General features: G+C 72.1%; 26 protein-coding genes. 16 read left to right on the top strand and 10 right to left on the bottom strand.

Features of this window, described 5'->3' with window-relative positions; translation table 11 throughout:
• The first annotated feature begins 86 nt into the window (after positions 1–86).
• The gene (locus AB0K34_RS01880) at positions 87–1,196 is read left to right on the top strand and encodes a nitronate monooxygenase family protein (RefSeq protein WP_138640243.1); all 1,110 of its coding nucleotides are present in this window, start codon (positions 87–89) and stop codon (positions 1,194–1,196) included.
• Positions 1,197–1,253: 57 nt separating this feature from the next.
• On the opposite strand, the gene AB0K34_RS01875 is transcribed toward AB0K34_RS01880, so the two are convergent.
• Positions 1,254–1,655 carry a hypothetical protein gene (locus tag AB0K34_RS01875; protein ID WP_364544607.1) on the bottom strand — a complete coding sequence of 134 codons (402 nt, stop codon included), beginning with the start codon at positions 1,653–1,655 and terminating at the stop codon, positions 1,254–1,256.
• Positions 1,656–2,045: 390 nt separating this feature from the next.
• Here AB0K34_RS01875 and AB0K34_RS01870 point away from each other — a divergent pair, with 390 nt between their 5' ends.
• On the top strand, positions 2,046–2,882 hold the full coding sequence (locus tag AB0K34_RS01870; protein WP_364544604.1) for a hypothetical protein: 837 nt from the start codon (positions 2,046–2,048) through the stop codon (positions 2,880–2,882).
• 87 nt (positions 2,883–2,969) lie between these two features.
• Here the strand turns inward: AB0K34_RS01870 and AB0K34_RS01865 are convergent, their stop codons facing one another.
• Positions 2,970–3,782, bottom strand: coding sequence for a crotonase/enoyl-CoA hydratase family protein (locus AB0K34_RS01865; protein ID WP_171069332.1), 813 nt, complete (start codon positions 3,780–3,782; stop codon positions 2,970–2,972).
• A gap of 154 nt (positions 3,783–3,936) precedes the next feature.
• Between AB0K34_RS01865 and AB0K34_RS01860 the strand changes: the two genes are divergently transcribed.
• The 6 genes from AB0K34_RS01860 to AB0K34_RS01835 all read left to right on the top strand — a co-directional run bounded on the left by AB0K34_RS01860 (position 3,937) and on the right by AB0K34_RS01835 (position 10,980).
• Positions 3,937–5,496: an acyl-CoA synthetase gene (locus AB0K34_RS01860; RefSeq protein WP_364544600.1), complete on the top strand. Its 1,560-nt coding sequence runs from the start codon at positions 3,937–3,939 to the stop codon at positions 5,494–5,496.
• Positions 5,486–6,439, top strand: a complete 954-nt coding sequence (locus tag AB0K34_RS01855) for an OB-fold nucleic acid binding domain-containing protein (RefSeq protein WP_138640239.1) — start codon at positions 5,486–5,488, stop codon at positions 6,437–6,439. Before AB0K34_RS01860 ends, AB0K34_RS01855 begins: the two co-directional genes overlap by 11 nt.
• Positions 6,439–7,476 (top strand): thiolase domain-containing protein, encoded by a 1,038-nt coding sequence (locus tag AB0K34_RS01850; RefSeq protein ID WP_364544596.1) that lies wholly within the window; start codon positions 6,439–6,441, stop codon positions 7,474–7,476. The genes AB0K34_RS01855 and AB0K34_RS01850 overlap by 1 nt, the downstream gene beginning before the upstream one ends.
• Positions 7,469–8,626 carry a thiolase domain-containing protein gene (locus AB0K34_RS01845; protein ID WP_138640237.1) on the top strand — a complete coding sequence of 386 codons (1,158 nt, stop codon included), beginning with the start codon at positions 7,469–7,471 and terminating at the stop codon, positions 8,624–8,626. Before AB0K34_RS01850 ends, AB0K34_RS01845 begins: the two co-directional genes overlap by 8 nt.
• An 85-nt stretch (positions 8,627–8,711) precedes the next feature.
• A complete protein-coding gene (locus AB0K34_RS01840) occupies positions 8,712–10,283 on the top strand; it encodes an acyl-CoA synthetase (protein ID WP_138640236.1) in 1,572 nt (523 codons plus the stop codon).
• 211 nt (positions 10,284–10,494) lie between these two features.
• Positions 10,495–10,980: a MarR family transcriptional regulator gene (locus AB0K34_RS01835; RefSeq protein ID WP_138640235.1), complete on the top strand. Its 486-nt coding sequence runs from the start codon at positions 10,495–10,497 to the stop codon at positions 10,978–10,980.
• A 24-nt stretch (positions 10,981–11,004) separates the two neighbouring features.
• Here AB0K34_RS01835 and AB0K34_RS01830 read toward each other — a convergent pair whose 3' ends face one another.
• From AB0K34_RS01830 to AB0K34_RS01820, 3 genes are read right to left on the bottom strand one after another with little or no spacing between them, the layout of a single operon-like run.
• The gene (locus tag AB0K34_RS01830) at positions 11,005–11,580 is read right to left on the bottom strand and encodes a TetR/AcrR family transcriptional regulator (RefSeq protein ID WP_176199931.1); all 576 of its coding nucleotides are present in this window, start codon (positions 11,578–11,580) and stop codon (positions 11,005–11,007) included.
• 24 nt (positions 11,581–11,604) lie between these two features.
• Positions 11,605–13,722 (bottom strand): YhgE/Pip domain-containing protein, encoded by a 2,118-nt coding sequence (locus AB0K34_RS01825; RefSeq protein ID WP_364544592.1) that lies wholly within the window; start codon positions 13,720–13,722, stop codon positions 11,605–11,607.
• Between the two features lie 23 nt (positions 13,723–13,745).
• The gene (locus tag AB0K34_RS01820; RefSeq protein WP_364544590.1) at positions 13,746–14,366 is read right to left on the bottom strand and encodes an ATP-binding cassette domain-containing protein; all 621 of its coding nucleotides are present in this window, start codon (positions 14,364–14,366) and stop codon (positions 13,746–13,748) included.
• A 281-nt stretch (positions 14,367–14,647) separates the two neighbouring features.
• Here AB0K34_RS01820 and AB0K34_RS01815 point away from each other — a divergent pair, with 281 nt between their 5' ends.
• Positions 14,648–14,797: a hypothetical protein gene (locus AB0K34_RS01815; protein ID WP_364544587.1), complete on the top strand. Its 150-nt coding sequence runs from the start codon at positions 14,648–14,650 to the stop codon at positions 14,795–14,797.
• Positions 14,798–14,837: 40 nt separating this feature from the next.
• The gene (locus AB0K34_RS01810; RefSeq protein WP_364544584.1) at positions 14,838–16,469 is read left to right on the top strand and encodes a serine/threonine-protein kinase; all 1,632 of its coding nucleotides are present in this window, start codon (positions 14,838–14,840) and stop codon (positions 16,467–16,469) included.
• A gap of 33 nt (positions 16,470–16,502) precedes the next feature.
• Here the strand turns inward: AB0K34_RS01810 and AB0K34_RS01805 are convergent, their stop codons facing one another.
• Positions 16,503–17,693: a lipid-transfer protein gene (locus AB0K34_RS01805; protein ID WP_138641330.1), complete on the bottom strand. Its 1,191-nt coding sequence runs from the start codon at positions 17,691–17,693 to the stop codon at positions 16,503–16,505.
• Complete coding sequence (locus tag AB0K34_RS01800) at positions 17,690–18,139, bottom strand: OB-fold domain-containing protein (RefSeq protein ID WP_301177964.1); 450 nt, start codon at positions 18,137–18,139, stop codon at positions 17,690–17,692. Before AB0K34_RS01800 ends, AB0K34_RS01805 begins: the two co-directional genes overlap by 4 nt.
• Positions 18,140–18,379: 240 nt before the next feature.
• On the opposite strand from AB0K34_RS01800, the gene AB0K34_RS01795 reads away from it, so the two are divergent.
• The 3 genes from AB0K34_RS01795 (at position 18,380) to AB0K34_RS01785 (ending at position 20,509) form a co-directional block, all read left to right on the top strand.
• A complete protein-coding gene (locus AB0K34_RS01795; RefSeq protein ID WP_364544580.1) occupies positions 18,380–19,147 on the top strand; it encodes an SDR family oxidoreductase in 768 nt (255 codons plus the stop codon).
• 9 nt (positions 19,148–19,156) lie between these two features.
• On the top strand, positions 19,157–20,116 hold the full coding sequence (locus AB0K34_RS01790; protein WP_364544577.1) for an LLM class F420-dependent oxidoreductase: 960 nt from the start codon (positions 19,157–19,159) through the stop codon (positions 20,114–20,116).
• A gap of 93 nt (positions 20,117–20,209) precedes the next feature.
• Positions 20,210–20,509, top strand: coding sequence for a Fe-S cluster assembly protein HesB (locus AB0K34_RS01785; RefSeq protein WP_138641067.1), 300 nt, complete (start codon positions 20,210–20,212; stop codon positions 20,507–20,509).
• Positions 20,510–20,569: 60 nt separating this feature from the next.
• Here the strand turns inward: AB0K34_RS01785 and AB0K34_RS01780 are convergent, their stop codons facing one another.
• The 3 genes from AB0K34_RS01780 to AB0K34_RS01770 form a co-directional block, all read right to left on the bottom strand.
• Positions 20,570–20,701, bottom strand: a complete 132-nt coding sequence (locus AB0K34_RS01780; protein WP_274704675.1) for a hypothetical protein — start codon at positions 20,699–20,701, stop codon at positions 20,570–20,572.
• Positions 20,702–20,888: 187 nt separating this feature from the next.
• A complete protein-coding gene (locus tag AB0K34_RS01775; RefSeq protein ID WP_364544574.1) occupies positions 20,889–21,989 on the bottom strand; it encodes a hypothetical protein in 1,101 nt (366 codons plus the stop codon).
• Entirely contained in the window at positions 21,986–23,050 is a 1,065-nt protein-coding gene (locus AB0K34_RS01770; protein WP_364544572.1) for a phosphotransferase family protein, read from the bottom strand. The genes AB0K34_RS01775 and AB0K34_RS01770 overlap by 4 nt, the downstream gene beginning before the upstream one ends.
• 98 nt (positions 23,051–23,148) lie before the next feature.
• On the opposite strand from AB0K34_RS01770, the gene AB0K34_RS01765 reads away from it, so the two are divergent.
• The 3 genes from AB0K34_RS01765 (at position 23,149) to AB0K34_RS01755 (ending at position 24,892) form a co-directional block, all read left to right on the top strand.
• A complete protein-coding gene (locus AB0K34_RS01765) occupies positions 23,149–23,802 on the top strand; it encodes an MBL fold metallo-hydrolase (protein WP_364544569.1) in 654 nt (217 codons plus the stop codon).
• Positions 23,799–24,512 carry an HAD family hydrolase gene (locus AB0K34_RS01760; RefSeq protein ID WP_364544566.1) on the top strand — a complete coding sequence of 238 codons (714 nt, stop codon included), beginning with the start codon at positions 23,799–23,801 and terminating at the stop codon, positions 24,510–24,512. The genes AB0K34_RS01765 and AB0K34_RS01760 overlap by 4 nt, the downstream gene beginning before the upstream one ends.
• 176 nt (positions 24,513–24,688) lie before the next feature.
• Complete coding sequence (locus tag AB0K34_RS01755) at positions 24,689–24,892, top strand: PspC domain-containing protein (RefSeq protein WP_138641074.1); 204 nt, start codon at positions 24,689–24,691, stop codon at positions 24,890–24,892.
• The last annotated feature ends 51 nt before the right edge of the window (positions 24,893–24,943 follow it).

Below are 24,943 nucleotides of genomic sequence, written 5' to 3'. Positions count from 1 at the left end.
AGTGGGGCGGCGGCGGGTGTGGCGGGGGTGAGATTTGTAAGTAGAACCTGTTGCAGTTTCGTGGGAGCGCGCTTAGGGTCGAGTGCGTGCGGACACGAGTCACCGAACTATTCGGCATCGAGTACCCGATCTTTGCGTTCAGTCACTGCCGCGATGTCGTCGCGGCGGTGAGCCGCGCCGGCGGCATGGGCGTCCTCGGCGCCCTGCACTTCACCCCCGAGGAACTCGAGCTCGAGCTCAAGTGGCTCGACGAGAACGTCGGCGGCAAGCCCTACGGTGTGGACGTGGTCATGCCCGCCAAGTACGAGGGCGCCGACATGGGCGACGCCGAGGAGCTGCTCGGCAAGCTGCAGGGCATGATCCCGGCCGAGCACAAGCAGTTCCTCGAGGACCTGCTCGCCGAGCACGGCGTCGACCCGCCCTCGGAGAAGGCGGGCAAGGCGCTGCTCGGGTGGACGGACGTGACGGCCCGGCCGCAGGTCGAGGTGGCGCTCAAGCACCCGATCGCGCTGCTGGCGAACGCGCTCGGCCCGCCCCCGGCGGACGTCGTCGCGCAGGCGCACGAGCACGGCGTGAAGGTCGCGGGGCTCGCCTCCAACGCCCGGCACGCCCGCAAGCAGGTCGAGGTCGGCGTGGACATCATCGTCGCGCAGGGCACCGAGGCCGGCGGTCACACCGGCGACGTGGCGACGATGGTGCTGATCCCCGAGGTCGTGGACGCGGTCGGCGAGGACACGATCGTGCTGGCCGCGGGCGGCATCGGCCGGGGCCGGCAGATGGCGGCGGGCATGGCGCTCGGCGCCGACGGCGTCTGGACGGGCTCCATCTGGCTGACGGTCGACGAGGCCGACACCCCGGAGCGGGCCCTGCCGAAGCTGCTGGAGGCCACGTCCCGCGACACCGTCCGGTCCCGGGCGTGGACGGGCAAGCCCGCCCGGTTCCTCAAGACCGCGTGGACGGAGGCGTGGGAGAGCGAGCAGTCGCCGGGCTACCTGCCGATGCCCATGCAGTTCATGCTGATCGCGGACGCGCTGCCGCGCATCCAGCGGTCCGGCGACGGCGAGCTGGTGACGTTCCCGGTCGGGCAGATCGTCGGGTCGATGAACCAGGTCAAGCCGGCGGCCCAGGTCGTCTACGACCTGATCGAGGAGTACGTCGAGGCCATCGAGCGCCTCAACACGATCACCGAAGGCTGATCCCCCCGGGCCCCGGCCGCGCGCCATCCCTCCGCGCCGGCCGGGGCCTTTCGGTGCTCAGAACCGGGTCATCCAGGAGAAGGCCCGCGCGAGGACGTAGTAGACGACGCCCGCGAGGGTCCAGTTGATGTAGAGCTGCTCTTCGGCGTCGGTCCGCGTGAAGACGTCGTGGAACGGGGTGGCGAGCCAGCGGCCCGCGTCGAGCACGGCGTCCACGAGGACGTTGCCCGGGTTCGCGTCGCCCCAGGTCAGCAGCATCCCGAGCCCGAGGATCGCGGCGGCGGCCCAGCCGGCCGCCATGATGATCGCGCTGACCGGGTTCGGCCTGGTGCGCCGCCAGCGGGGCGGCTTGCGCGCGACCGTCGCGGTACCGCCCGTGCTCCGCCGGCGCCACGTCCACCGCTGGGGCGGCGCCTCTTCCGTCGTCGTCGGCCGTTTGCGTCGCAGTTGCAAGGCCATGGCGTGCTCAGTCCTTCCGTGGCTCGCTTGCCTGAGCGGTGCCACGCGAGAGGTCCGGCAAACTTCGGGCGATTTATGGACGGCCGGTAATACGCCCCCATGGCGGGCCGAGACGTGATCTTCCCCGAATGCGGGCGAACTGACTTTCGGTCCTGCTACGTTCCACTGCTTCCACAAGATCATTTTCAATGGACGGGGATCGAGTGAAGAGCAGCAGGAAACTGGGGGTCGCGGGGGTGGCGTCCAGAGCGACGCCAAAGCCGACCAGGGGACCTCCCTCAGCGACATCGCCACGGCGCCGGACGGCACCGTCTGGGCCGTCGGCGGCAGCAGAACGTCACGACGCGCAAGCCGATCCTCCAGCGGCTGACGGGCGGCACCTGGAAGGACGTGGCGCTGCCCGCGTCGCTCGCCCCCTACCGGCTCCAGGCCGCCTCGGCCACGTCGGCGTCGAACGTCTGGGTGGCCGCCCAGCTCAACACCTCGGGCGACTCGCACGCCCTGCTGCGCTGGACCGGCTCGTCCTGGATCCCGTTCAGCGTCCCGCTGGGGTTCCAGCCGACCGACATCGCGACGGCCGGTCCCGACCGCACGTGGGCGGTCAGCGCGATGGCGGCCAAGTACTGGAACGGCGCGGGCTGGGCCGACACCCCCATCGGGATCAAGCCGCGCGCGGTCGCGGCCGTCTCGTCCGCCAGCGCGTGGGCGGTCGGCTGGGCGATCGCGCCGGACGGCACCGCGCGGCCCGCCACCACGCGGTGGAACGGCACCTCGTGGACCAGCGTCCCGTTCCCCGACATCGGTGAGACCGTCAAGGGCGAGGTCGCGTCGACCTTGCAGGACGTGTACGCGGCCTCCGACGACGACGTGTGGGCGGTCGGCACGGCGCGGATGCCGGACGGGACGGGCAAGTCGGTCTCCCGGTCGCTGCTGGCGCACTGGAACGGCACCAAGTGGACCAACGTCCTCGGCGCTCCCGGCACCTCTCTGAGCAAGGTCGCCTCGGACGGGGCGGGCGGCATCTGGGTCGTCTCGGACGGCAGCACCATGCGCCACCGCACCGCCGCGGGCGTCTGGTCCGACGAGACCCTGACCCGGCCCGAGGGGACGACCGTCCGGGCCTCCGCCCTGGCCGTCGTGCCGGGGACCGGGACCATGTGGGCGGTCGGCACCACCACCACCGACGCGACCCGGTGGGCCGACCTGGCGCACTGGACCCGCAACTGACCGCGTCTCAGCGAGAACCCGCATAGCGGGAACCGGCATCCCGCCCCGCGCACCTCGCGCGGGGCGGGATGCCCGTGTTCGCGGCCGTTACTTGCCCTGGTAGACGGCGGGGCGCTTCTCCTTGAAGGCGCGGGAGCCCTCCTTGGCGTCCTCGGAGGCGAAGACGGGCCAGCCGATCTCGTCGGAGATCTTGAGGGCCTCCTCCTCGGGGAGGTGCTCGGTCTCGCGGACGGCGCGCAGGATCGCCTGGACGGACAGCGGCGCGCACGCGGCGATCTGGTCGGCCATCTCGCGGGCGGCGGCGAGGGCCTGGCCGTCCGGGACGACCTTGTTGATCAGCCCCATGGCGAGGGCCTCCTGCGGGGTCACCTCGCGGGCGGTGAGCAGGATGTCGAGCGCGGCGGCGTAGCCGATCTGGCGGGGCAGGCGGACGGCGCTGCCGCCCATGGGGAACAGGCCGCGCTTGGCCTCGAACAGGCCGAGGGTGGCGCCCTCGGCGACGACGCGCAGGTCGGTGCCGGTGAGCAGCTCGGTGCCGCCGGCGACGGCGTAGCCCTCGATGGCGCAGATGAGCGGCTTGGTGGGGCGGCCGTCGCGCAGCAGGCCCTTCCAGTGGTAGTCGGTGATCTGCGCTGCCCGCTCCTGCACGCGCGGGTCGGAGGGCGGCTGGCTCATCGCCTTCAGGTCGGCGCCGGCGCAGAACGTCCCGTCGGCTCCGGTGAGGATGCCGACGCGGACCTCGGGCGTGTCCGAGATGTAGGCCCAGGCGTCGGCGAGGCCGACCAGCATCGCGGTGCTGAGCGCGTTGCGCGCCTCCGGCCGGTTCATCGTGACGATGACCACGTGGCCGTCCCGCTCGACGATGCAGTGCTCGGTGCTGATCGGCAGCCGTTCCGCCATGGGTTCCTCCAGCTCAGATGTCAAACGAGAACAGATTCTAGTTAAGCCACTGCCCTACCGGTAGGGGTTGAACTGCAAAACGAGAACGTGATCTACTTTGGCTGCCGGGCGCCGCGGTGTGTCGGTGCTCACTGTGGTCACTTAGGGAGATCCGATGGGGTCATTGGGCTTCTGGCGGTTGGCGCAGGCGGATCCCGAGTGGATCGCCGCCGTCGATCCGGACGGAACCGAGTACGCCGCGGGCGACCTGCTCGCCCGCTCGAACCGGCTGGTGCACGGGCTGCGCGCGCTGGGACTGGAGAAGGGCGACGGCATCTGCGGGCTCGTCCCGAACGGTGTCGAGGGCGTCGTGCTGTACCTCGCCGCGCTGCAGGCCGGCTGGTACTACACGCCGATCAACTGGCACCTGACCGGGCCGGAGATCGGCTACATCGTCGCCGACAGCGAGGCCAAGGCGTTCTTCGTCCACGAGCGGTACGCCAAGGAGGGCGCGCGCGCGGGCGAGGAGATCGAGGCGCACCGGCGGTTCGCGTTCGGCGACGTCGAGGGCTTCCGCCCGTACGAGGAGCTGGTCGCGGGGCAGCCCGACACGCTTCCCGAGGACCGCAGCAACGGCGCCACGATGCACTACACGTCCGGGACGACCGGGCGGCCGAAGGGCGTCAAGCGGGCGCTGATGGGGCTCGACCCCGACGACAGCGCCGAACTGATGACGTTCCTGCTCGGCCTGTTCGGCATCCCGCCGGGGCGTCCCGCGGGGGGCGAGCACCAGGCCCATCTGATCACCTCGCCGAACTACCACACGGCCGTCACCCAGTTCGGCGGCACCGCCCTGCAGATGGGCCACACGCTCGTCTACATGGACAAGTGGGACGCCGAAGACACCCTCAGGGTGATCGAGAAATACCGCGTCAGCAATACCCACATGGTCCCGACGCACTTCAAGCGGCTGCTGGCGCTGCCCGAGGACGTCCGGTCCCGGTACGACGTGTCGAGCATGAAGTGGGCGATCCACGCGGCGGCGCCGTGCCCGGTGCCGATCAAGCAGCAGATGCTGGAGTGGTGGGGCGACTGCATCTGGGAGTACTACGCGGCGACCGAGGGCGGCGGGACGATCGCGAGCCCGCAGGACTGGCGCGCGCACCCCGGCACGGTCGGCAACGCGTGGCCGATCAGCGAGCTGCTGATCGTGGACGACGACGGCGAGCCCGTCCCGGCCGGGACGCACGGCACGATCTACATGAAGATGGCCGGCGTCGAGTTCGAGTACAAGGGCGACAAGGAGAAGACGGAGAAGAACCGCCTCAAGGACTTCTTCACCGTCGGGGACATCGGCTACCTCACCGAGGACGGGTTCCTGTTCCTGTCCGACCGCAAGGCCGACATGATCATCTCGGGCGGCGCGAACATCTACCCGGCCGAGATCGAGAACGAGATCACCCTGCATCCGAAGGTCGCGGACGTCGCCGTGTTCGGCATCCCCGACGAGGAGTGGGGCGAGCAGATCAAGGCCGTCGTGGAGCCCGCCGAGGGCGCCGAGCCCGGTGACGCGCTCGCGGCCGAGATCCTCGCGTCGCTGGAGGGCCGGCTCGCCAAGATGAAGTGGCCGAAGTCCATCGACTTCATCGAGACGATGCCGCGCGAGCCCAACGGCAAGCTCCTCAAGCGCAAGCTGCGGGACCCGTACTGGAAGGACCGCGACAGTGCCATCTAACACGGCGCCATCGGAGACCCCCGCCCCCAACCACGTCGTCGAGTTCCCCGGCGGGTACACCCGCTCGGTCGGGCCGGTGATCGGGCGCTTCCTCAGCGAGCTGCGCGACGGCCGGCTGGTCGGCGTCCGCACGGCGGGCGGCCGGGTGCTCGTCCCGCCGGCGGAGTGCGACCCCGACACCGGCGAGGACGTGACGGACGAGTTCGTCGAGGTCGGCCCGGCCGGGACGGTCACGACCTGGTCGTGGGTGCCGGAGCCGGCGAAGGGGCACCCGTTCGACCGCCCGTTCGCGTGGGCGCTGATCCGCCCGGACGGCGCCGACACCGCGCTGCTGCACGCCCTCGACCTGGGCGTCTTCGAGGCCGGCGCGAAGCCGCCGAAGTTCCTGAAGACGGGGATGCGGGTGCGGCCGAAGTACCGCGCGGAGCGGACCGGGACGATCGGCGACATCGAGTGCTTCCTGCCCGAGGTCACCATGATCAACCCGCAGGCGAGCCTCGACTACCGGCTGAAGGGCGGGCGGGCGCTCGGCCGGTTCCTGGAGGGGATCTCCGAGGGCCGCATCATCGGGCACCGCTGCCCGGTGTGCGAGAAGGTCATCGTGCCGATGAAGGGGTTCTGCCCGCGCGACGGCGTCCCCACGTCCGAGGAGGTGGAGCTGCCCGACACCGGCACCGTCACCACCTTCGCGGTCAACAACATCCCCGACCCGCGCGCCCCCGAGGTGCCGTTCGTGTCCGGCTACGTCCTGCTGGACGGCGCGGGCCTGACGATGCTCACGCTGGTCGCGGGGATCCCGGCCGACCAGGTGCGGATGGGCATGCGGGTGAAGGCGGCGTGGCGGCCCCGCGAGGAGTGGGACCGGTCGATGGCCAACATCAAGTGGTTCGAGCCGATCGACGAGCCCGACGTCCCCTTCGAAGAGATCAAGGACTTCATGTAATGCGTGATGTCGCAGTCGTCGCCTTCGCACAGAGCCATCACAGCGGCGAGGACCAGGGGATCGCCGAGACCGAGATGGTGCTCCCGGTGATCACCGAGATCAAGGAGCGGACGGGCCTGTCCCGGTTCGGTTTCACCTGCTCGGGCTCGTGCGACTACCTGCAGGGCGCGCCGTTCGCGTTCGTGTCCGCGCTCGACACGCTGGGCGCCTGGCCGCCGATCTCGGAGAGCCACGTCGAGATGGACGGCGCGTGGGCGCTGTACGAGGCGTGGGTGAAGCTCCAGATCGGCGAGATCGACACCGCGCTGGTGTACGGGTTCGGCAAGTCGTCCCAGGGCGACCTCCGCGCGATCATGAACCAGCAGCTCGACCCGTACACGCTGGCGCCGCTCGGCGTCGACCAGGTGTCGATGGCCGCCATGCAGGCCCGCGCCTACATGGACCGGTCGGGCGTGAAGGAGGACGACCTCCGCGCCGTCGCCGCGCGGTCCCGGGCGTCCGGCCGCGAGAACCCGTTCGCGCTGCACCTGCCGGACCCGGAGGGCGACGCCTACGACGTGGCGCCGCTGCACCCCTACGACGTCGCGCCCGTCACCGACGGCGCCGCCGCGATCGTGCTGGCGGCGGGCGACAAGGCGCGGGAGCTGTGCGAGCGGCCCGCGTGGATCACCGGCATCGACCACCGCACCGAGCCGCACGCGCTCGGCGTCCGCGACCTGACCCGCTCGGCGGCCGCCCGCATCGCGGGGGAGAAGGCCGGCGCGACCGGCATCGAGGTCGCGGAGCTGCACGCGCAGTTCAGCCATGAGGAGCTGATCCTGCGCGAGGCCCTCGGCCTGGACGACGGCGTGACCGTCAACCCGTCCGGCGGGGCGCTGTCGGCGAACCCGGTGATGGCGGCGGGCCTCATCCGGATCGGCGAGGCCGCGGCCCGCATCCACGACGGGACGGCGTCCCGGACGCTCGGGCACGCCGCGTCCGGCCCCTGCCTCCAGCAGAACCTCGTCTGCGTGCTGTCGGGAGAGAACAATGGCTAAATCCTGTGCGGTCATCGGCATCGGGCAGACCCAGTACAAGACCAAGCGGCTGGACGTCTCGATGGCCGGCCTGCTCCGCGAGGCGGCCCGCCGCGCCCTCGACGACGCCGGGCTGACCTGGAAGGACATCGACGCCATCGTGGTCGGCAAGGCGCCCGACCTGTTCGAGGGCGTCGTGATGCCGGAGCTGTTCCTGGCGGACGCGCTCGGCGCCACCGGCAAGCCGCTGCTGCGGGTGCACACGGCGGGCTCGGTCGGCGGGTCGACGGCGATCGTCGCGGCGAACCTGATCCAGTCCGGGGTGCACGAGCGGGTCCTCACGCTGGCGTGGGAGAAGCAGTCGGAGTCGAACGCGACGTGGGCGCTGACGGTGAACGGGCCGTTCACGACGTCCCTCGTGGTCGGCGCGGGCGGCTACTTCGCCCCGCACATCCGCGCGTACATGCGCCGGTCGGGCGCCCCCGACCACATCGGGACGCTCGTCGCGGTCAAGGACCGGCAGAACGCGCTGCGGAACCCGTACGCGCACCTGAAGATCCCCGGCATCTCCCGCGAGATGGTCGAGTCGACGCCGATGCTGTGGGAGCCGATCCGCTACCTGGAGACCTGCCCGTCGTCGGACGGCGCCTGCGCGATGGTGCTGGCGTCGGAGGACGCGGCGAAGAAGGCCCCGAACCCGCCCGCCTGGGTGCACGGCACGGCGATGCGGTCCGAGCCGATGCAGTTCGCGGGCCGCGACAGCGTCAGCCCGCAGGGCGGCAAGGACGCGGCGGCGGACGTGTACCGGCAGGCCGGCATCACCGACCCGCGCCGCGAACTCGACTGCGCCGAGGTGTACGTCCCGTTCTCCTGGTACGAGCCGATGTGGCTGGAGAATCTGGGGTTCTGCGGCGAGAGCGAGGGCTGGAAGCTCACCGAGGCGGGCGCGACGGCGTTCGACGGCGACATCCCGTGGAACCCGTCCGGCGGCGTGCTGTCGTCCAACCCGATCGGCGCGTCCGGGATGATCCGGTTCGCCGAGGCGGCGCTGCAGGTGCGCGGCCGGGCCGGGGAGCACCAGGTGGACGGCGCGCGGCGCGCGCTCGGCCACGCCTACGGCGGCGGCGCCCAGTTCTTCGCCATGTGGATCGTCGGCAGCGACAAGCCCTGATCTGACAACCCTTCCGAGGCGCGAACACGACCCCAGACCCCTGCTCCCCTGGGGACGACCCCAGACCCCGAAAGAGGGACGTCCGATGGAGTTCAACCACGCTGACCTGTTCGAGGGGATCGCGGACGCGATCGGGGACCGTGTCGCCCTGGTGTGCGGCGATCAGCGGCTCACGTTCGCCGAGCTGGACGAGCACGCGAACCGGCTCGCGCACCACCTGATGGACGCGGGCGTGCGGCCCGGCCAGCACATCGCCGTCCAGCTCTACAACGGCGTGGAGTACGCGGCCGCGCTGCTGGCCGCGATCAAGATCCGGGCCGTGCCGATCAACATCAACTACCGGTACGTGGAGAGCGAGCTGCTCTACGTGTACCGGGACTCCGACAGCGTCGCGCTGCTGTACGACGTGGAGTTCGAGGACCGGGTCGCGGCGACCGTCCCGGAGGTGCCGGAGCTGCGGCACCTCATCGCGGTGGGCGGCGCGCCGTCCATCCCGGGGGCGGTCGCCTACGACGCGGCGCTGAAGGACGCCGACGGCACGCGTACGGGTTTCCCGGCGCGGACCGGCGAGGACATCTACATCATTTACACGGGCGGGACGACCGGGATGCCGAAGGGCGTCATCTGGTCGACCGAGCAGATCATCTTCGCGTTCTGGAACCCGACGGTGCCGCGCCCGTCGCGTCCCGAGGACATCGTGGAGAACGCCCGCGACGGCGGCCCGCTGATCATGATGCCGGTGGCGCCGCTGATGCACGGGGCGGCGCAGGTCGCGACGTGGATCGCCTGGTTCATGGGCGCGACGCTCGTCTACACGCGCAAGTTCGACGCGGCCGACGTGTGGCGGACGATCGAGCGGGAGAAGGTCAACTCGCTGACGATCACCGGGGACGCGATGGCGATCCCGATGGCGGAGGAGCTGGCGCGCGGCGACTACGACACGTCCTCGCTGTTCGCCTACGTCTCCACGGGCGCGATCTTCACCGGGACGGTCCGGGACCGCATCCAGGAGCTGCTGCCGAACGTGATGATCCTGGACCGGTTCGGCTCGACGGAGTCGGGTTCGACGGCCGAGGCGGTCGCGGGCTCCACTCCGGAGAAGGGCCTGCGGTTCGCGCCGGACGTGGAGAACGTCACCGTGCTGGACGACGCGCTCCAGCCCGTCAAGCCGGGGTCGGGCGTCATCGGCCAGGTCGCCCGCACGGGGCACATCGCGCAGGGCTACTACAACGACCCGGAGAAGACGGCGAAGACGTTCCCGGTGGTGGACGGCAAGCGCTGGCTGCTCACCGGCGACATCGCCACCGTCGAGGAGGACGGGTCGATCGCCGTGTACGGGCGCGGCTCGCAGGCGATCAACACTGGCGGCGAGAAGGTGTTCCCGGAGGAGGTCGAGGCCGTCCTCAAGGGGCATCCGGCGGTGTACGACGCGGTGGTGACCGGCATCCCGGACGAGCGCTGGGGCAACCGCGTCGCCGCGGTGATCCAGGCGTCGGGCGACGTGCCGTCCTCGGAGGAGCTGGACGCGCACTGCCGGCGCGAGCTGTCGGGCTACAAGGTGCCGCGCGTCTACGCGTTCGTCGGCGAGATGAAGCGCTCCCCGGCGGGCAAGGCCGACTACCGGTGGGCGAAGCAGGTGGCGGAGGAGGCCCAGTAGGCGGGAAACGGAAGCGCGTAGAGGTCGGCCCCGAACCTTCGTGGGATTCGGGGCCAGGAGCGGACCTCTGTTAGTGGTCCTAACAACGACCATGGTAGGGGTGACCTGGGAGTGCCTCGCCCGCCGGGGCGTGAGTCCTGCGCCACACGACGCGCCGCCCCGGGTGGTTTCTGACCGGATGCGGCCACTAGGCTCTCTCTAAAACGGAGACGTGGCGGAAGAGGTGGGCGTGGCGACCCGGGACCCGGACCGGTTGGACGAACTCCAGCGGGCGATGCAGCGCAGCACCATGTTCACCGTGCTGCTGCACCACACGACCGCGAGCAAGGCGGGCCTGAACGTCACCGACGCGCAGTGCGTGAGCGCGCTGGTGCTGGACGGCCCGCAGACCCCGGGGCAGCTCGCGCAGCTCATGGGCATCACGACCGGCGGGGCCATCACCGCGGTCATCGACCGGCTGGAGCGCGCCGGCTACGTCAAGCGCACCCGCGACCCCGACGACCGCCGCCGCGTGATCGTCGAGCTGGTCGAGGAGAACGTCGCCGAGTTCGGCCGCTACTTCGATCCGATCGCGCGCGCCTTCTACGCCCGCCTCTCCACCTACAGCGACGAGGAGCTCGCCGTCCTGCGGCGCTGGATCCACGAGAACAACGAGGCGATGCCCGCCATCATCGAGGAGATCCGCAACCTCCCCTGACGGCGGACCGCCACCGCCGGGTCGTCAGGGGGTGAGGCGGCCGCGGAGGAGGGCCATCAGGGTCGCCTGGACGTCGGTCAGGGGGCGGGCGGGCTGGAGGGCCCGCCAGTCCAGGGCCACGGTCAGGACCATCCCGAAGACGGCGGACGCGGCGGTGCCCGTGTCGAGGTCGCGGCGCAGGTCGCCGGCGGTGACGGCGTCGCGCAGGACGTCGGCGACGACCTCGATGGCGCGTTCGCGGATCAGCCGGGCCGCGTGCTGCCAGTCGCCGCCCGCCCGCCATGTCTCCGCGATGAGCACGCGCGCGAACGGCTCGTGCTCGCCGATGAACGCGAGTTCGGCGGCGACGACCGCCTCCAGGGCGTCCAGCGGGGCCTTGCCGGACGCCGCGTCGCGCAGCGCGGTCGCGAGGCGTTCGACGCCGTACTCCAGCAGCGCCGAGAACAGGGCGGCCTTGCTGCCGAAGTTGTAGTAGACGGTGCCCTTGGCGACGCCGGCCCGTTCGGCGATCTGGTCGACGGTGGTCGCGGCGAGGCCGCTCTCGGCGATCAGCTCGATCGCCGAGGCGAACAGCTTCTCCCGCGTCGCGCTCCGCGCCATCGCGCCTCCTAGAGCTTCGGGCCCCTAGAGCTTCAGGGCCGGGTGGAGCCGCTTGAGCGTCCACACCCGGTTGTGCCGGACGGCCAGGGCGGTGAGGGCGAGCCCGCCGGCCAGGAACGCCGCCAGCACCGCACAACCCTGCCATACCGCCGTCATCGGCCCGCCGCCGATCAGGTGCCGGACGCCGTCCACCACCCACGACATCGGCAGGTAGGGCCGGATCACCTGGAAGAAGCGGGGGCTGGTCTCGATGGGGTAGGTGCCCGCGGCCGAGGTCAGCTGCAGCATGAGGAGCGCGAGCGCGATGATCCGGCCGACCGGGCCGAACCGCGCGTTCACCCACTGGATCACGGCGAGGAACGCGGCGGACGCGAGCGCGAGGAACGCCACGAGGCCCGGCCAGTGCTCGGCGCGCAGCCCGAGCGCGAACCGCAGGACCGCGAGGACGACCACGGCCTGCGCCGCGCCGATCGCCGCCGCGGGCAGCCAGCCGGCGAGCGCGACGCGGCGGCCGGGCGCGGTGCCCGCCATCGCGCGCGGGTTCAGCGGCCGCAGCAGCATGTAGATGATCATGCCGCCGACCCAGAGCGACAGCGGGACGAAGAACGGCGCGAACCCGGTGCCGTAGTTCGGGACCGGGTTGTCGGTGGTGCTGGCCAGCCGCACCGGGTCGCTCATCATGCCGCCCCGGGCGGCGCGCTCGTCGTCGCCGTAGGCGGGGATCTTGCGGACGCCGTCGTCCAGCCCGGTCGCGAGCTTGCCGCTGCCGTCGGCGAGCTGGGTGAGAGCCGTCTCCAGCGTCACCGCGCCGCCGGAGAGCCGCCCGAGCCCGCCCTGCAGCTCTCCGGCGCCGCCGGAGAGCGTGGTGAGGCCGGTCGTCAGCTTGGACGAGCCGGCGAGCAGTTGCCCGGCGCCCGCGTTGACCTGCCGCGTCCCGGCGTCGAGGCGGTCGATGTCGCGGCGGGCCTTGTCGACCTTGGCGGCGAGGGCGGGCGCTTCCTGGGCGATCTTGCGGGCGGCGCGCTCGACCGTCCGCGCGTCGGCGGCGACCTTGCGCAGGTCGCCGGTGTGCCCGCGGACGTACCCGTCCACCTGCTTCGCCACCGCCACGACCTGCGCGGCGGACCGGGTGAGGTCCTGGCTGACGTTCGCGGGTATCTCGGGATGCGCGGCGAGATGCGTCTCCAGCTCGGTCTGCGCGCGCTCGGCCCGCCGCACGGCGTCGCCGGTCTGCGCGGGCAGCCGCCCGGCGCCGTCGGCGAGGGCGTCCGCGCCCCGCGCGACCGCCAGCGCGGCCGACCGGATCTCGGGGGCGTTCTCGCGCAGCAGCGGGACGAGCGTGCCGCCCGCGCGGTCGACGGTCGCGCTCAGCCGCCGCATCCCCGCGGCGACCTGCTCGGTCCCGTCGTGCAGGTCGCCCAGCCCGGACGTCAGTTCCGCGCTGCCGGAGCGGGCCTCGTCGATGCCGCCCTTGAGGCGTCCCGCGCCCGCCTCCGCCTCGCCCGCGCCCTGGGCGAGCTTCCCGGCCCCGTCCTCGGCCTGGCCGGAGCCCTCGGCGAGCTTCCCGGCGCCGTCGGCGGCCTCGCCCAGCTCGCCGTGCAGCTTGCCGAACGACAGGAAGACCTGGTCGAAGTACCCGCGCACGGCCTCGGTCCCGGCGGCGGCGCTGATCTCCTTGAACGCGGCCTGCGCGAGCGTCCCCATCACGTAGTTGTTCGCGTCGTTCATCCGGAGCCGCAGCCCGGCCGGCTGGGGCGTGCCGTCCCCGGACGGCGACGCGATCCGGGCGCTGAAGTCGGACGGGATCGTCAGCGACAGGTAGTACTTGCCCGACCGCACGCCCTTGTCGGCCTCCTGCGCCGACACCGTCCGCCAGTCGAACACCTTGCGCTTCTCAAGCTCGTCGGCGAGGTCGGCCCCTGCGTGGACGGTCTTGCCGTCCGCCTTGGCCGGCCGGTCCTGGACGACCAGCGCCACCGGCACATGCCGGAGCCGGGCGTAGGGGTCCCAGAACGACCACAGGTAGAGCCCGGCGTAGAGCAGCGGGAGGAGGACGAGACCGGCGAGCGCGACGCGGGTCAGCCGGTTGCGCTGGAAGCGCCGCAGTTCGAGGGCGCCCGGCGTCAGCGCGGGAAGTCTCATGGGGGGATCTCCTGGCTAGCTGGTCAGAGCGAGAGTTCGTGGGTGGCCACGCCCTCGGCGGGCGCGGCGTCATGGCACGCGGCGACGACGGTGACGCCGCCGGACGCGATGGCGGCGAGCCGCCGCCACAGTGCGCGCTGCCCCTCGGCGTCCAGCCCTTCGCCGACGTCGTCGAGCAGGAGCAGGCCGGGGTCGCCGACCAGGCCGAGGGCGGCGCCGAGGAGCTGCTCCTCGTCGGGCGCGAGGTCGGCGGCGAGCGTCCGGGGATCGAGGTCGAGACCGGCCCGGTCCAGGGCGCGGCGCCTGCGGGCGTCCCGTCCCCGGAACCCGCCGAAGACGCCCTCGCGCAGGGCGAGGGCCTCGTTCAGGTGCTCGCGGACGGTCAGCGCCGGGTCGAGTTCGGTGACGCCGGGGACGATGCCGAGCGCCGCGACGCGCTGGATGTCGGAGAGGCCGGTGCGGCCGCCGACCCGGACCGTGCCCTCGGTGGGCCTCATGCGGCCGCCGAGGGTGAGGAGCAGCGCGGTGCGTCCCGTCCCGGCGATGCCGCTCACGGCGACCAGCGCGCCGGCCGGGGCGTCGAGGTCCGCGCCGCGGAACGCCCATCCCCGGGGGCCGCGCACGCCGAGCCGCCGGGCCCGCACGGGGAGTCCGGCGGCTCCGGGACGGCCCCCGCCAGTCCCGGAGCCGCGCGGCCGGGGTCCGGGGACGGTCGCGGCGGTCCCCCCGGCCGCGGCAGCCGTCCCCGGAGTCTGGTGCGCGGACGTCATCGCGGAGCCTCCCGGATTTGTACTGACCGGTCAGTTCAAATCTAGCCCCGCGTTGAACTTCGCGAATCCACCTGAACGGTGACATCAGACACGTGACCGCTACGCCCCAGGTCACACGGTCCCAGAGGGGTGACTTCCGTCACATCGCCGTCAAGATGCCGCGCGACTGGCGCCGCCGCCCGCTGCCGCTGCGCGCCGCCGCCTACGGCCGCCTCCCGCTCCAGGCCCCGCTGATCGCCTGGGCCCCGCACGTGGCGCGCGAGGCGCGCCGACCGCGCCCCGGAGCCGCCCCGCCGCCCATATGATCATTTCTTCGCAGAGGCGACGACGAGGGGCCGGTGAACCGTGGAACCGCTGCGTCCGGAGGATCCCGCGCAGATCGGCGGCTACCCGCTGCTGGGCCGGCTCGGCGCCGGCGGCATGGGCCAGGTCTACCTGGGGCTGACCGGCGGCGGGCGGCACATCGCGGTCAAGGTCATCCGGGAGGACTTCGAGGGCCCGGAGGCGCTCGCGCGCTTCCGCCGCGAGGTCGCGACCGTCGAGCGGGTGCGGTCCCGGTCGGCCGCCGCGATGGTCGGCGCCGGGCTGGACGCGCCGCCGTACTGGCTGGCCACCGAGTACGTCCCCGGTCCGACGCTCCGGCAGGCCGCCGGCCGGCACGGGCCCGTCCCCGCGGCCACCTGCCTGCGGCTGCTCGCCGCGCTCGCCCAGGGCCTGCTGGAGATCCACCGGCAGGGCGTCCAGCACCGCGACCTCAAACCCGGCAACGTGATCCTCGCCCCGGACGGCCCGCGCCTGATCGACTTCGGCATCGCGCGCGGCGAGGGCCAGACGCAGATCACCCAGACCGGCGCGTGGAACGGCACCCCCGGCTACGTCGCGCCGGAGGTCGTCCGCGAGCAGCTGCCGCTCCCCGCGTCGGACGTGTTCTCGCTCGCCGGCACCATCGCCTACGCCGCCACGGGACGCCCGCCGTTCGGCGGCGGCCGCATCGAGGCCGTCCTGCACCGCACGCTCAGCGGCGACATCGACGTGGACGGCGTCGAGCCCCGGCTCGCCGACCTGCTCCGCCGCTGCGCCGCCAAGGAGCCGGAGCAGCGCGTCGGCCTGGAGCAGCTCCTCCACGAGATCGGGCCCATCGAGCCCCTCGCCGCCGACCCCGCCTACCGGGCGATCGTCGGGACGGTCCAGGCGCCGCCGCTCAGCATCGCCGACGCCGCCGCGTCCGGCCTCGTCCCGCCGGACCGCACGCGGACCGTGCCCGGCGGCGCGGGGCCCGCGCGGTCGCGCGCCGCCGTCATCGCCGCCGGGGCGGCGGTGGTCGCCGTCGTCCTAGGCGGCGCCTTCGCGGCCCGCTTCGTCCTGAACGGCGACGACGGCGAGACCGGCGGGAAGGGGCCGAACGCGGCCCAGGCCGGCCCGGGCGCGAACGGCGGGCAGAAGACCGGCGGAGACCCGGCCACGACCGGCACGAGCCCGGCAGCGGCCGGACGCACTCCGTCCGCCGACGGCCGCCCGCCGGACGAGATCTTCGTCAAGGAGCCCACCGGCGACTTCCAGAACACCCGCTTCTCCCAGAAGGACTTCACCTGCCTCCCGGCGGTCCGTCCGGAGGACCAAGCCCTGGCCAGGGACCTGCAAAGGTCGGCGCCGCGCCAGCCGGTCACCGCGTCGTCCATCGAGCTGAGCATGCGGTTCAAGTACGCGCAGCCGTCCGGCTACTACGTGGCCGCGCAGATCCGCCCGCCCGCGGAGCAGCAGGGCAACGGCGTGACCGGCGTGGTGGTGAGCAAGCCGCACCTGGTACCGAAGGAGAACCAGGACGTGAAGCTCCAGTACCCGGCGGACTTCAAGTGGAAGGGCGCCGGGAACGGCACCTACCCGCTGATGAAGGGCGTCTGGACCGTCATCTGGATGCACGTCCACCCGAACGGCGACGCGTACTTCATGGCCTGCGACGGCTTCACGGTCGCGTGAAGCCGTCGCCGTGTCGCCGGGCGGGCCGTCCGGTCAGCGGACGGCGATGACCGCGGAGCCGTGGCCGAACAGGCCCTGGTTCACCGCGATGCCGGCCCGCGCGTCCTCGACCTGGCGGCCCTCCGCCTGACCGCGCAACTGCCAGGTCAGCTCGCACACCTGCGCGATCGCCTGCGCCGGGATCGCCTCGCCGAACGAGGCGAGGCCGCCGCTGGGGTTCACCGGGATCCGGCCGCCGAGCGCCGTCGCGCCCGAGCGCAGCAGCTCCTCGGCGCCGCCCTGCTCGCACAGGCCGATGTCCTCGTACCAGTCGAGTTCGAGGGCGGTGGACAGGTCGTACACCTCGGCGAGCGACAGGTCCCCGGGGCCGAGGCCCGCCTCCTCGTAGGCGGCGTGCGCGATCGCGGAGCGGAACGGGCGCTCCGGGACGGCGGCGGTCATCGCCGAGTCCGTCGCGAAGTCGGGCAGGTCCAGCACGGTCTTCGGGAACGTCGGCGTCACCGTCGAGACCGCCGGGATCCGCACCGGGTCGGCCACGCCGTGCCGCCGCGCGAACTCCATCGAGGTGAGGACGAGCGCGGCGCCGCCGTCGCTGGTCGCGCAGATGTCCAGCAGCCGCAGCGGGTCGGCGACCACGGCGGACTCGCGGACGTCCTCGACGGTCACCTCCTTGCGGTACCGGGCGTTCGGGTTGCCGAGGCCGTGCCGCGCGTTCTTCACCTTCACGGCGGCGAAGTCGTCGAGGGTGGCGCCGTACATGGCCATCCGGCGGCGCGCGTACAGGGCGAAGTAGATGGGGTTGGTCGCGCCCAGCAGGCGGAACCGCAGCCAGTCGGGGTCGTCGGGGCGGTCGCCGCCGACGGGCTTGAAGAAGCCCTTCGGGGCGGCGTCGGCGCCCACGACCAGCGCGACGTCGCACAGGCCCGCGAGGATCTGCGCGCGCGCCGTGTTGATGGCCTGCGCCCCGGAGGCGCACGCCGCGTAGCAGCTCGACACCCGCGCGCCCGACCAGCCGAGCGCCTGCGCGAACGTGGCGCCCGCGATGAACCCCGGATACCCGTTGCGGATGGTGTCGGCGCCGGACACGTACTGGACGTCCGTCCACGACAGCCCGGCGTCGGCGAGCGCCTCCCGCGCCGCCGCGAGCCCGTACTCGACGAAGTTGCGGCCCCACTTGCCCCACGGGTGCATCCCCGCGCCCAGGACGGCGATGTCGCGACTCACTTGACGGGCCTCCACATCCAGACGGTGTACTCGGCTTCGTCGTCCTCGTAGAGGGTGCCCTCGGTCAGCTCGACCTCCATGCCGACCTCCAGGTCGTCCACGGTGACGCCGGGGACGACCTGCCCCAGGACGACCATGCGCTCGGCGTCGAGCTCGACGGCGGCGACCGTGTAGGGGACGAACGGGTCGGGGGAGACGTACGGCGGTGGCGGCTTGTAGCGCGCGTCGGCGTACGACCACACGCGGCCGCGGGGGGACAGGGCGTACGGCTCCAGCTCCGAGCCGTCCTTCGGTCCCGTGCAGCCGGGGTTGCGGCACGCCAGCTCGTTGCGCGGGAAGTACGGCGTGCCGCACGACGAGCATCGGGTACCGAGCAGGCGGACGTCGCCGTCCGCGGTGGTGTACCAGCCCTCGACGGCCGGACGGCGCTCCTTGGTCGTGGTCACGCGGCCCTCCTCGTGTCTTCTCGGCGAGAGTACCAATCAAACAATCGTTAGAAAGAATGCCGCGTCCGGTCAGCGGGATGGATCACCGGGGGGTGGGGGCGGAGCGCGGGGCGAACCGCCGGGGGCGAGGTAACTGACTCGTCAGTCACTTCGCTAGAGTGAACCGAGTCGGATTCTGCCCATGCCGCCCACAGGGTGCGAGCGAATTGCAGCAGGTAGCAAGCAGTAGGGAGCGCGCGGATGCGGACTGGTCTTGACGGAAGAACGGCCCTGGTCACCGGGGCGTCCCGGGGCATCGGGAAGGCGATCGCGGCGGCGTTCGCCGCCGAGGGCGCCAACGTGGTGATCTCCTCCCGCAAGCAGGAGGCGCTCGACGAGGTCGCGAAGGAGATCGGCGCGGCCAGCCCCGGCGCCAAGGTGCTCGCCAAGGCGGCGCACGTCGGCCACGCCGACGAGGCCGCCGCCTGTGTGGAGGCGGCCGTCGCCGAGTTCGGCGGCATCGACATCCTGGTCAACAACGCCGGGACGAACCCCTACTACGGCCCGATGGCCGACATCGAGCCCGCCGCCGCGGCCAAGACCGTCGAGGTCAACCAGTTCGCGATCGTCCAGTGGACGCAGCTCGCGCTGAAGGCGGGCCTGGCCGAGCGCGGCGGCGCCGTCATCAACATCGCCTCCGTCGGCGGCATGATCACCGAGCACGGCATCGGCTACTACAACGCCACCAAGGCCGCCGTGATCCACCTCAGCCGGCAGTTCGCGATGGAGCTGGCGCCCAAGGTGCGCGTGAACTGCATCGCCCCCGGCCTGGTCAAGACCCATCTCGCCCGCGCGCTGTGGGAGCCGAACGAGGCGGAGATCAGCAAGCACATGCCGCTGCGGCGGCTCGGCGAGCCCGAGGACATCGCCAACGCGGCCGTGTTCCTCGCGGGCGACGCCTCGTCCTGGATGACCGGGCAGACCCTCGTCGTGGACGGCGGCGCCACCATCCGCGCGTCGATCGCCTAGGAGGCACCCATGTCACGCTGGGGACTGACCATTCCGCTCACCGGGCTCCCGCTGGCCGAGCACCGCGAGCTCGTCGCCGAGCTGTCCGGGCTCGGCTACACCGACGCCTGGTCCGCCGAGACCAACGGCACCGACGCGTTCACCCCGCTGGCGCTCGCCTCCCAGTGGGGCCCCGAGCTGCGCCTCGGCCCCGCGATCGTCCCGGTCTACACGCGCGGGCCGGCGCTGCTGGCCCAGCACGCCGCCACCCTCGCCGACCTCGCGCCCGGACGGTTCGTGCTCGGCATCGGCACCTCGTCCGACACGATCGTGCAGCGCTGGAACGGGATCCCGTTCGACGAGCCGTACAAGCGCGTCCGCGACACGCTCCGCTTCCTGCGCAAGGCCCTCGCCGGGGAGAAGGTGAAGGAGGAGTACGACACCTTCGCCGTCAAGGGCTTCAAGCTGGACAACGTCCCGGCGACGCCGCCGCCGATCGTCCTCGCGGCGCTGCGCCCCGGCATGCTGCGGCTCGCCGCCCGGGAGGCCGACGGGGCGATCACCAACTGGCTCGCGCCGAAGGACGTCCCGACGGTGCGCGGCGTGCTGGGCGACGAGCCCGAGCTGATCGCGCGGCTGTTCGTGTGCCCGACCGACAATGCCGAGGAGGCGCGCGCGATCGGCCGCTGGATGATCGCCGCGTACATGACGGTCCCCGTGTACCGGGCGTTCCACGAGTGGCTCGGCCGGGGCGAGGCGCTGCGGCCGATGAACGAGGCGTGGGCGGCCGGCGACCGGAAGAAGGCGCTGGAGGTCATCCCGGACGAGGTCGTCGACGACCTGATCGTGCACGGGTCGCCCGAGGCGTGCCGCGCCCGCGTCCGCGAGTACGTGGACAGCGGCCTGACCACGCCGGTTCTAGCGGTCGTCCCGGGCGGCGGGCTCTCCCCGGTGGAGGCCGTGCGGGCGCTCGCGCCGACCGCGGACTGACACCTCCTGATCACGTCTCGATGTTTGCCCCCACCCTTCACTGGGGAGGGTGGGGCAGATCCGACAGACAGCCAGAGACGTGAGGAGCTGATCGTGCTCACGCTGACCAGCGGTGCCGTCCAGGTCATTCGTACAGTGACCGCGAACCCGGAGCTTCCGCCGGAGACCGGCATCCGCATCGAGTCCGGGCTCGACGGCTCGGACGCGCTGCGGCTCTCGGTCGCCCCCGCGCCCGAGGCCGGCGACCAGGTCGTCGAGGAGGAGGGCGCCAAGGTGTACCTGGAGCCCACCGTCGCCGAGATGCTCGACGACAAGACCCTCGACGCCCAGGTCGACCCGCAGGGGGACGTGGCGTTCACCATCGCGGAGGGAACCGAGGGCACCCCTACCTGACTCCGCCCGAACGACGTGCGAGGGCCGGGGCCGCCGCGGGCGGCTCCGGCCCTCATGCGTTCAGCGCATGGCCGCGACGACGGCCACCACGGCGAACACGAACGCCACCGTGGTGAGGATCATGAACGCGGCGATCACCGCGCAGGCCAACCCGCGCGGCTGGTCGCGCCACGTGCCGTAGCGGTCGCGCACTTGCCGGTCCAGATCCTGGAGTGGAGCGCCAGCGGAGCGGAAGGAGCTGGACCGGCGGCTCTCCTCGGGGGGTCTGGGGGGTCGTCCCCCCAGAGGAGACCCGTCCAGTTCTTCCCGGGACGGCCGTTCCGCGTCGGGGGAGTCGGGCGAAGACGGGGTCGTCACGCTCGCCAGTCTCCCAGATCCACTACTCGGGGAAGGACGGGTGCGGGCCGAGCGCCCAGTATTCGTACAGGCCGTAGCCGGTGACGGCGTCGGTCGGCTCCGCACCGTCCAGGTACTCGTACCGGCCGACCGCGTCGACCATGCCCCACATGCGGGCGGCGTCGTCCGGCTTGCGGACGTCGTGGGTGACGCCCTCCACCTTGAGGTCGGGCCCCTGGTACATGCCGTGCTTCCAGCCGGGCTCCAGCCCGTAGCCGGTGCCGACCATCATGTGGACGGGCAGGATCGGCGTGGCCCTCACCTCGAACGGCTCGCCGCCGGGCGGTGCGAAGCGGAGCGTGGCGGTGACCACGTCGCGCGTGCCCTCGGCGTACTCGGGACGGTATTCGGGACGTCCGAGATACTCCGCCTCACGGTCGGGCCAGACGCGGGTGGCCTCTTCCAGGACGCGGCGGCCCTTCTCGTCCTCCTGCACGATGCAGAGGATCGAGTGGTCCTCGAACTGGATTGGCGTGTACAGCCAGTAGAACGTGCCGGCGTTCTTGACCTGGATGCCGGGCGGCTCCGCCTCGCCCACGGGGCGGATGCCCCAGGACCGGTCCCGCGAGCCCCACCAGTGGTCGGGTGTGACGTCGATGGTCTCGCCGTCGACCGTGATGGTGCCCGTCCAGCGTCCGGTCTGCGCGAGGCGCCGCGAGTCGAACATGACGCGCTCCTGCCAGCGCAGGTAGTGCGGCGGCTCCAGGGTGGCGGGGATCGATCCCTCCCAGGTCAGGTCGAAGGCCAGGCCGTGCTCGTTCTCGTCCAGGACGACCCTGAGCCGCTTCAGTCCCTCGATGACCTCGACGCGGAACGGTCCGACCGTGGTGTCCATGCGGTCGTTCCCCAGCTCGCGGGACGCCCGGACCACCTTGTGGATCGGGCCGCGCCGCACGACGGCGAACGCGTCCATCACCCCGAGGTTCGGGTACTGCCCGACCCCGATGATCAGCATCAGCTCGTCCGAGCAGGGATGGACGTTGAAGTAGTACCGGTCGTAGAAGTTGCGGTCGGACGTGGTGACGTGCCGCATCACCTCGGGCGCCTGGTGGATCGGGTAGTCGTCGAGCGGCGACAGCGTCACTGGTCCCCTCCGAGGATGCGGGCGAGCAGCTGCGTGCAGTTGTTGTTGTGGGGGAAGTCGGCGGTCTGGTCGATCCAGCCGAAGTCGATCATCGCCTGCCCGATCCGCGCCATGATCACGGAGAACTTGAAGCCGGACAGGATCTCGTAGTACGCCATGTGCCGCATCGGGCGGCCGAGCAGCTCCTCGTACCGGGCGACGGTCTCGGCGTAGGAGGGGAAGCCGTCCAGCCGGGCCGCGCCGACGCCCTCGCTGTGGTGCCGGTCGAGGAACATGAACCAGGCGAGGTCCTCCTCGGGCGCGCCGAGCGCGGCGGTCTCCCAGTCCAGGACGGCGGCCGGCGCGCCCTCCTGGAAGATCACGTTGCCGATGCGGGCGTCGCCCCACAGCGCGACCGGCTCGTCCGGCTCCTCGGGGCGGTTCGCCTTCAGCCACTCCAGCGCCTTGAGCGCCGTCTCCTGCGGCCCCTGGTAGGCCCAGTGCAGGTAGTGCTCGTAGTAGTTGAGCCGCTGGTCGAGGCCGGGCCTGCCCCACTTGGGCTGGTCGAGGAAGCCGAGCCCCAGCTCCCAGACGTCCAGCCGGTGCAGGACGGCGAGGATCTCCAGCGTGGACCACCACATCGCGGCCCGCTCCTCCGGCGCGGCCTCGGTCACCCAGCCGTCCATGTGGTACGGCGGCATGTCGGTGGGGACGCGGCCGTCGACCCGTCCCATCACGAAGAACGGGGCGCCCAGGACGTCCGGGGACGGCTCGTACCAGCGGATCGGCGGCACCGGGACGGCGGTGCGCTCGTCCAGGATCCGCATCAGCCGGTACTCCTCGGCGAACCGGGGCTCGGGGAAGACCTGGTACTTCGCGGGGGCGACCCGCGCGACGAGCGGCTCCCGGCGGGTCTGGCCGCCGTCCGTCCACTCCGCCTCGAACAGCAGGGTCTCGTTGGAGAAGCCGCTGGTCTGCGGGGTCTCCACGGCGGGGATCGCGGCGCCGGGCAGCCGCCCGGCCAGCCAGCCCCCCAGCGCGCGTCGGGTGATCTCGGGATCGCGTTGGTCGGGAACGGGCATGCCGCCTCCTTGCGCCGCACCAAAAGTAGAACGTGTTCTATCAACGAGCCGGGGGGCGGTCAATGGGTGCGGCCGCCCCGGCGTGAAAACATGGCCTGATGCAGTTGACGAAGCTCGGGCACGCCTGCGTCCAGATCACCGACGACGACCGCACGATCGTCATCGACCCCGGCGCCTTCAGCCACGGGGCGGCCGCCGCGCTCGCCGCCGCCGACGCCGTGCTGATCACCCATGAGCACTTCGACCACTTCGACGCCGACGCGCTGCGCGCCGCGATGGCGAAGCGGCCCGAGCTGGAGGTCTGGACGTCCCGCGTCGTCGCTGAGAACCTCGCCGACCTGGGCGGGCGCGTCCACCAGGTGGGCCACGGCGACGCCGTCACCATCGCCGGTTTCGACGTCCACGTCTACGGCGAGGAGCACGAGATCCTGCACCCGGACGTGCCGCCCATCCCCAACGTCGGCTTCCTGGTGAACGGCGAGGTGTTCCACCCGGGCGACGCGCTGACCGTCCCGTCCGAGCCCGTCCCGACGCTGTGCCTGCCCGGCAACGCGCCCTGGATGAAGGTCCCGGAGCTGTTCGAGTACACCCGGGCGGTCCGTCCCGAGCGCGCCTTCGTCATCCACGACGGCCTGCTGAACGACATCGGCCTCAAGGTGATGGAGACCGCCGTCACCAACGCGGGCAAGGAACAGGACAAGGAGTTCCGCCGCCTCGCCCCGGGCACCACGGTGGATCTGGCTGCCAAATGACCGATTCCCCCCAGCCCCCCGACCCCACCCCGGCGCGCGACCTCCGAACCGCACCACCGCTGATCCAGGCGGTGTTCTTCGACATAGGCGAGACCCTCATCAACGAGGGGGAGATCTACGGGCGCTGGGCCGACTGGTTCGGCGTGCCCAGGCACACGTTCCTCGCCAAGCTGGGCGCGCTGCTCGCCACGGGCGGCAGCCACATGGACCTCCTGGAGTACTTCCGGCCGGGATTCGACCTGGCGGAGGAGGAGCGGCGCCGCGCCGAGGCGGGCGTCCCGAACGGGTTCGGGCCGGACGACCTGTACCCGGACGCGCGGGCCTGCCTGTCCGGGCTCCGCGACCAGGGCCTCTACGTCGGCATCGCCGGCAACCAGCCGGTCGAGGCGGCGGCGCACATGGCGGCGATCGGCCTGGACGCGGACGTCGTCGGCATCTCGGACGTGTGGGGCGTCAGCAAGCCGTCGCCCGAGTTCTTCGAGCGCTGCGCCCAGCTCGCCGACGTGCTCCCCGACCGCGTCCTGTACGTGGGCGACCGCATCGACAACGACGTCCGTCCGGCCCTGGAGTTCGGGATGCGGGCGGCGTTCCTGCGGCGCGGCCCGTGGGGGCACATCCAGCAGGACGACGCCGCGCTCCGCGACTGCCTGTTCGTCCTGGACGACCTGGTCGGCCTGCCGAAGCTCGTCGCCGAGTACAACGCCCCATAGCCCCGCGGAACGTCCGGCCGGGCCCTTAGGGGATGTCCCCTAATCCCCGAGTATGGCGCCGGAACGGGCCCTGCGGCCGATGTGGGACACCCTGCCCGGTTCGTAGCGTGGGTGACGTGGCCGCGAGGAACGCGCGGCCGTGTTCACCGCTCGACGAATCGGGGAGAGAAGAACCCATGAACGGTCTCTACCGCCCGCGCAACGGCCGGATGATCGCGGGCGTCTGCGCCGGGCTCGCGCGCCGGTTCGGCATGACGCCCGGGATGGTCCGCCTGCTCTTCGTGCTGTCGTGCCTGCTGCCGGGCCCGCAGTTCGTGGTCTACCTGGTCCTGTGGGTGATGATGCCGGACGAGGACCGGCACATGGCGGGCGCCCGCTAGCTCAAGATCATCGATAGCGCTCGACCAGGCCCGCCCATGGGTGTTAGATCG

Origin of the sequence: Actinomadura sp. NPDC049382 (genome assembly GCF_040677125.1) — a bacterium.
GTDB lineage: Bacteria > Actinomycetota > Actinomycetes > Streptosporangiales > Streptosporangiaceae > Spirillospora > Spirillospora geliboluensis.
This window is presented reverse-complemented; position numbering and strand designations above follow the sequence as displayed.

Coding starts and splice junctions, on each gene's coding strand:
- AB0K34_RS01875 (WP_364544607.1), bottom strand. CDS start 1,655: ATGGCCTTGCAACTGCGACGCAAACGGCCGACGACGACGGAAGAGGCG.
- AB0K34_RS01865 (WP_171069332.1), bottom strand. CDS start 3,782: ATGGCGGAACGGCTGCCGATCAGCACCGAGCACTGCATCGTCGAGCGG.
- AB0K34_RS01860 (WP_364544600.1), top strand. CDS start 3,937: ATGGGGTCATTGGGCTTCTGGCGGTTGGCGCAGGCGGATCCCGAGTGG.
- AB0K34_RS01850 (WP_364544596.1), top strand. CDS start 6,439: ATGCGTGATGTCGCAGTCGTCGCCTTCGCACAGAGCCATCACAGCGGC.
- AB0K34_RS01845 (WP_138640237.1), top strand. CDS start 7,469: ATGGCTAAATCCTGTGCGGTCATCGGCATCGGGCAGACCCAGTACAAG.
- AB0K34_RS01840 (WP_138640236.1), top strand. CDS start 8,712: ATGGAGTTCAACCACGCTGACCTGTTCGAGGGGATCGCGGACGCGATC.
- AB0K34_RS01830 (WP_176199931.1), bottom strand. CDS start 11,580: ATGGCGCGGAGCGCGACGCGGGAGAAGCTGTTCGCCTCGGCGATCGAG.
- AB0K34_RS01825 (WP_364544592.1), bottom strand. CDS start 13,722: ATGAGACTTCCCGCGCTGACGCCGGGCGCCCTCGAACTGCGGCGCTTC.
- AB0K34_RS01815 (WP_364544587.1), top strand. CDS start 14,648: ATGCCGCGCGACTGGCGCCGCCGCCCGCTGCCGCTGCGCGCCGCCGCC.
- AB0K34_RS01795 (WP_364544580.1), top strand. CDS start 18,380: ATGCGGACTGGTCTTGACGGAAGAACGGCCCTGGTCACCGGGGCGTCC.
- AB0K34_RS01790 (WP_364544577.1), top strand. CDS start 19,157: ATGTCACGCTGGGGACTGACCATTCCGCTCACCGGGCTCCCGCTGGCC.
- AB0K34_RS01770 (WP_364544572.1), bottom strand. CDS start 23,050: ATGCCCGTTCCCGACCAACGCGATCCCGAGATCACCCGACGCGCGCTG.
- AB0K34_RS01765 (WP_364544569.1), top strand. CDS start 23,149: ATGCAGTTGACGAAGCTCGGGCACGCCTGCGTCCAGATCACCGACGAC.
- AB0K34_RS01760 (WP_364544566.1), top strand. CDS start 23,799: ATGACCGATTCCCCCCAGCCCCCCGACCCCACCCCGGCGCGCGACCTC.
- AB0K34_RS01755 (WP_138641074.1), top strand. CDS start 24,689: ATGAACGGTCTCTACCGCCCGCGCAACGGCCGGATGATCGCGGGCGTC.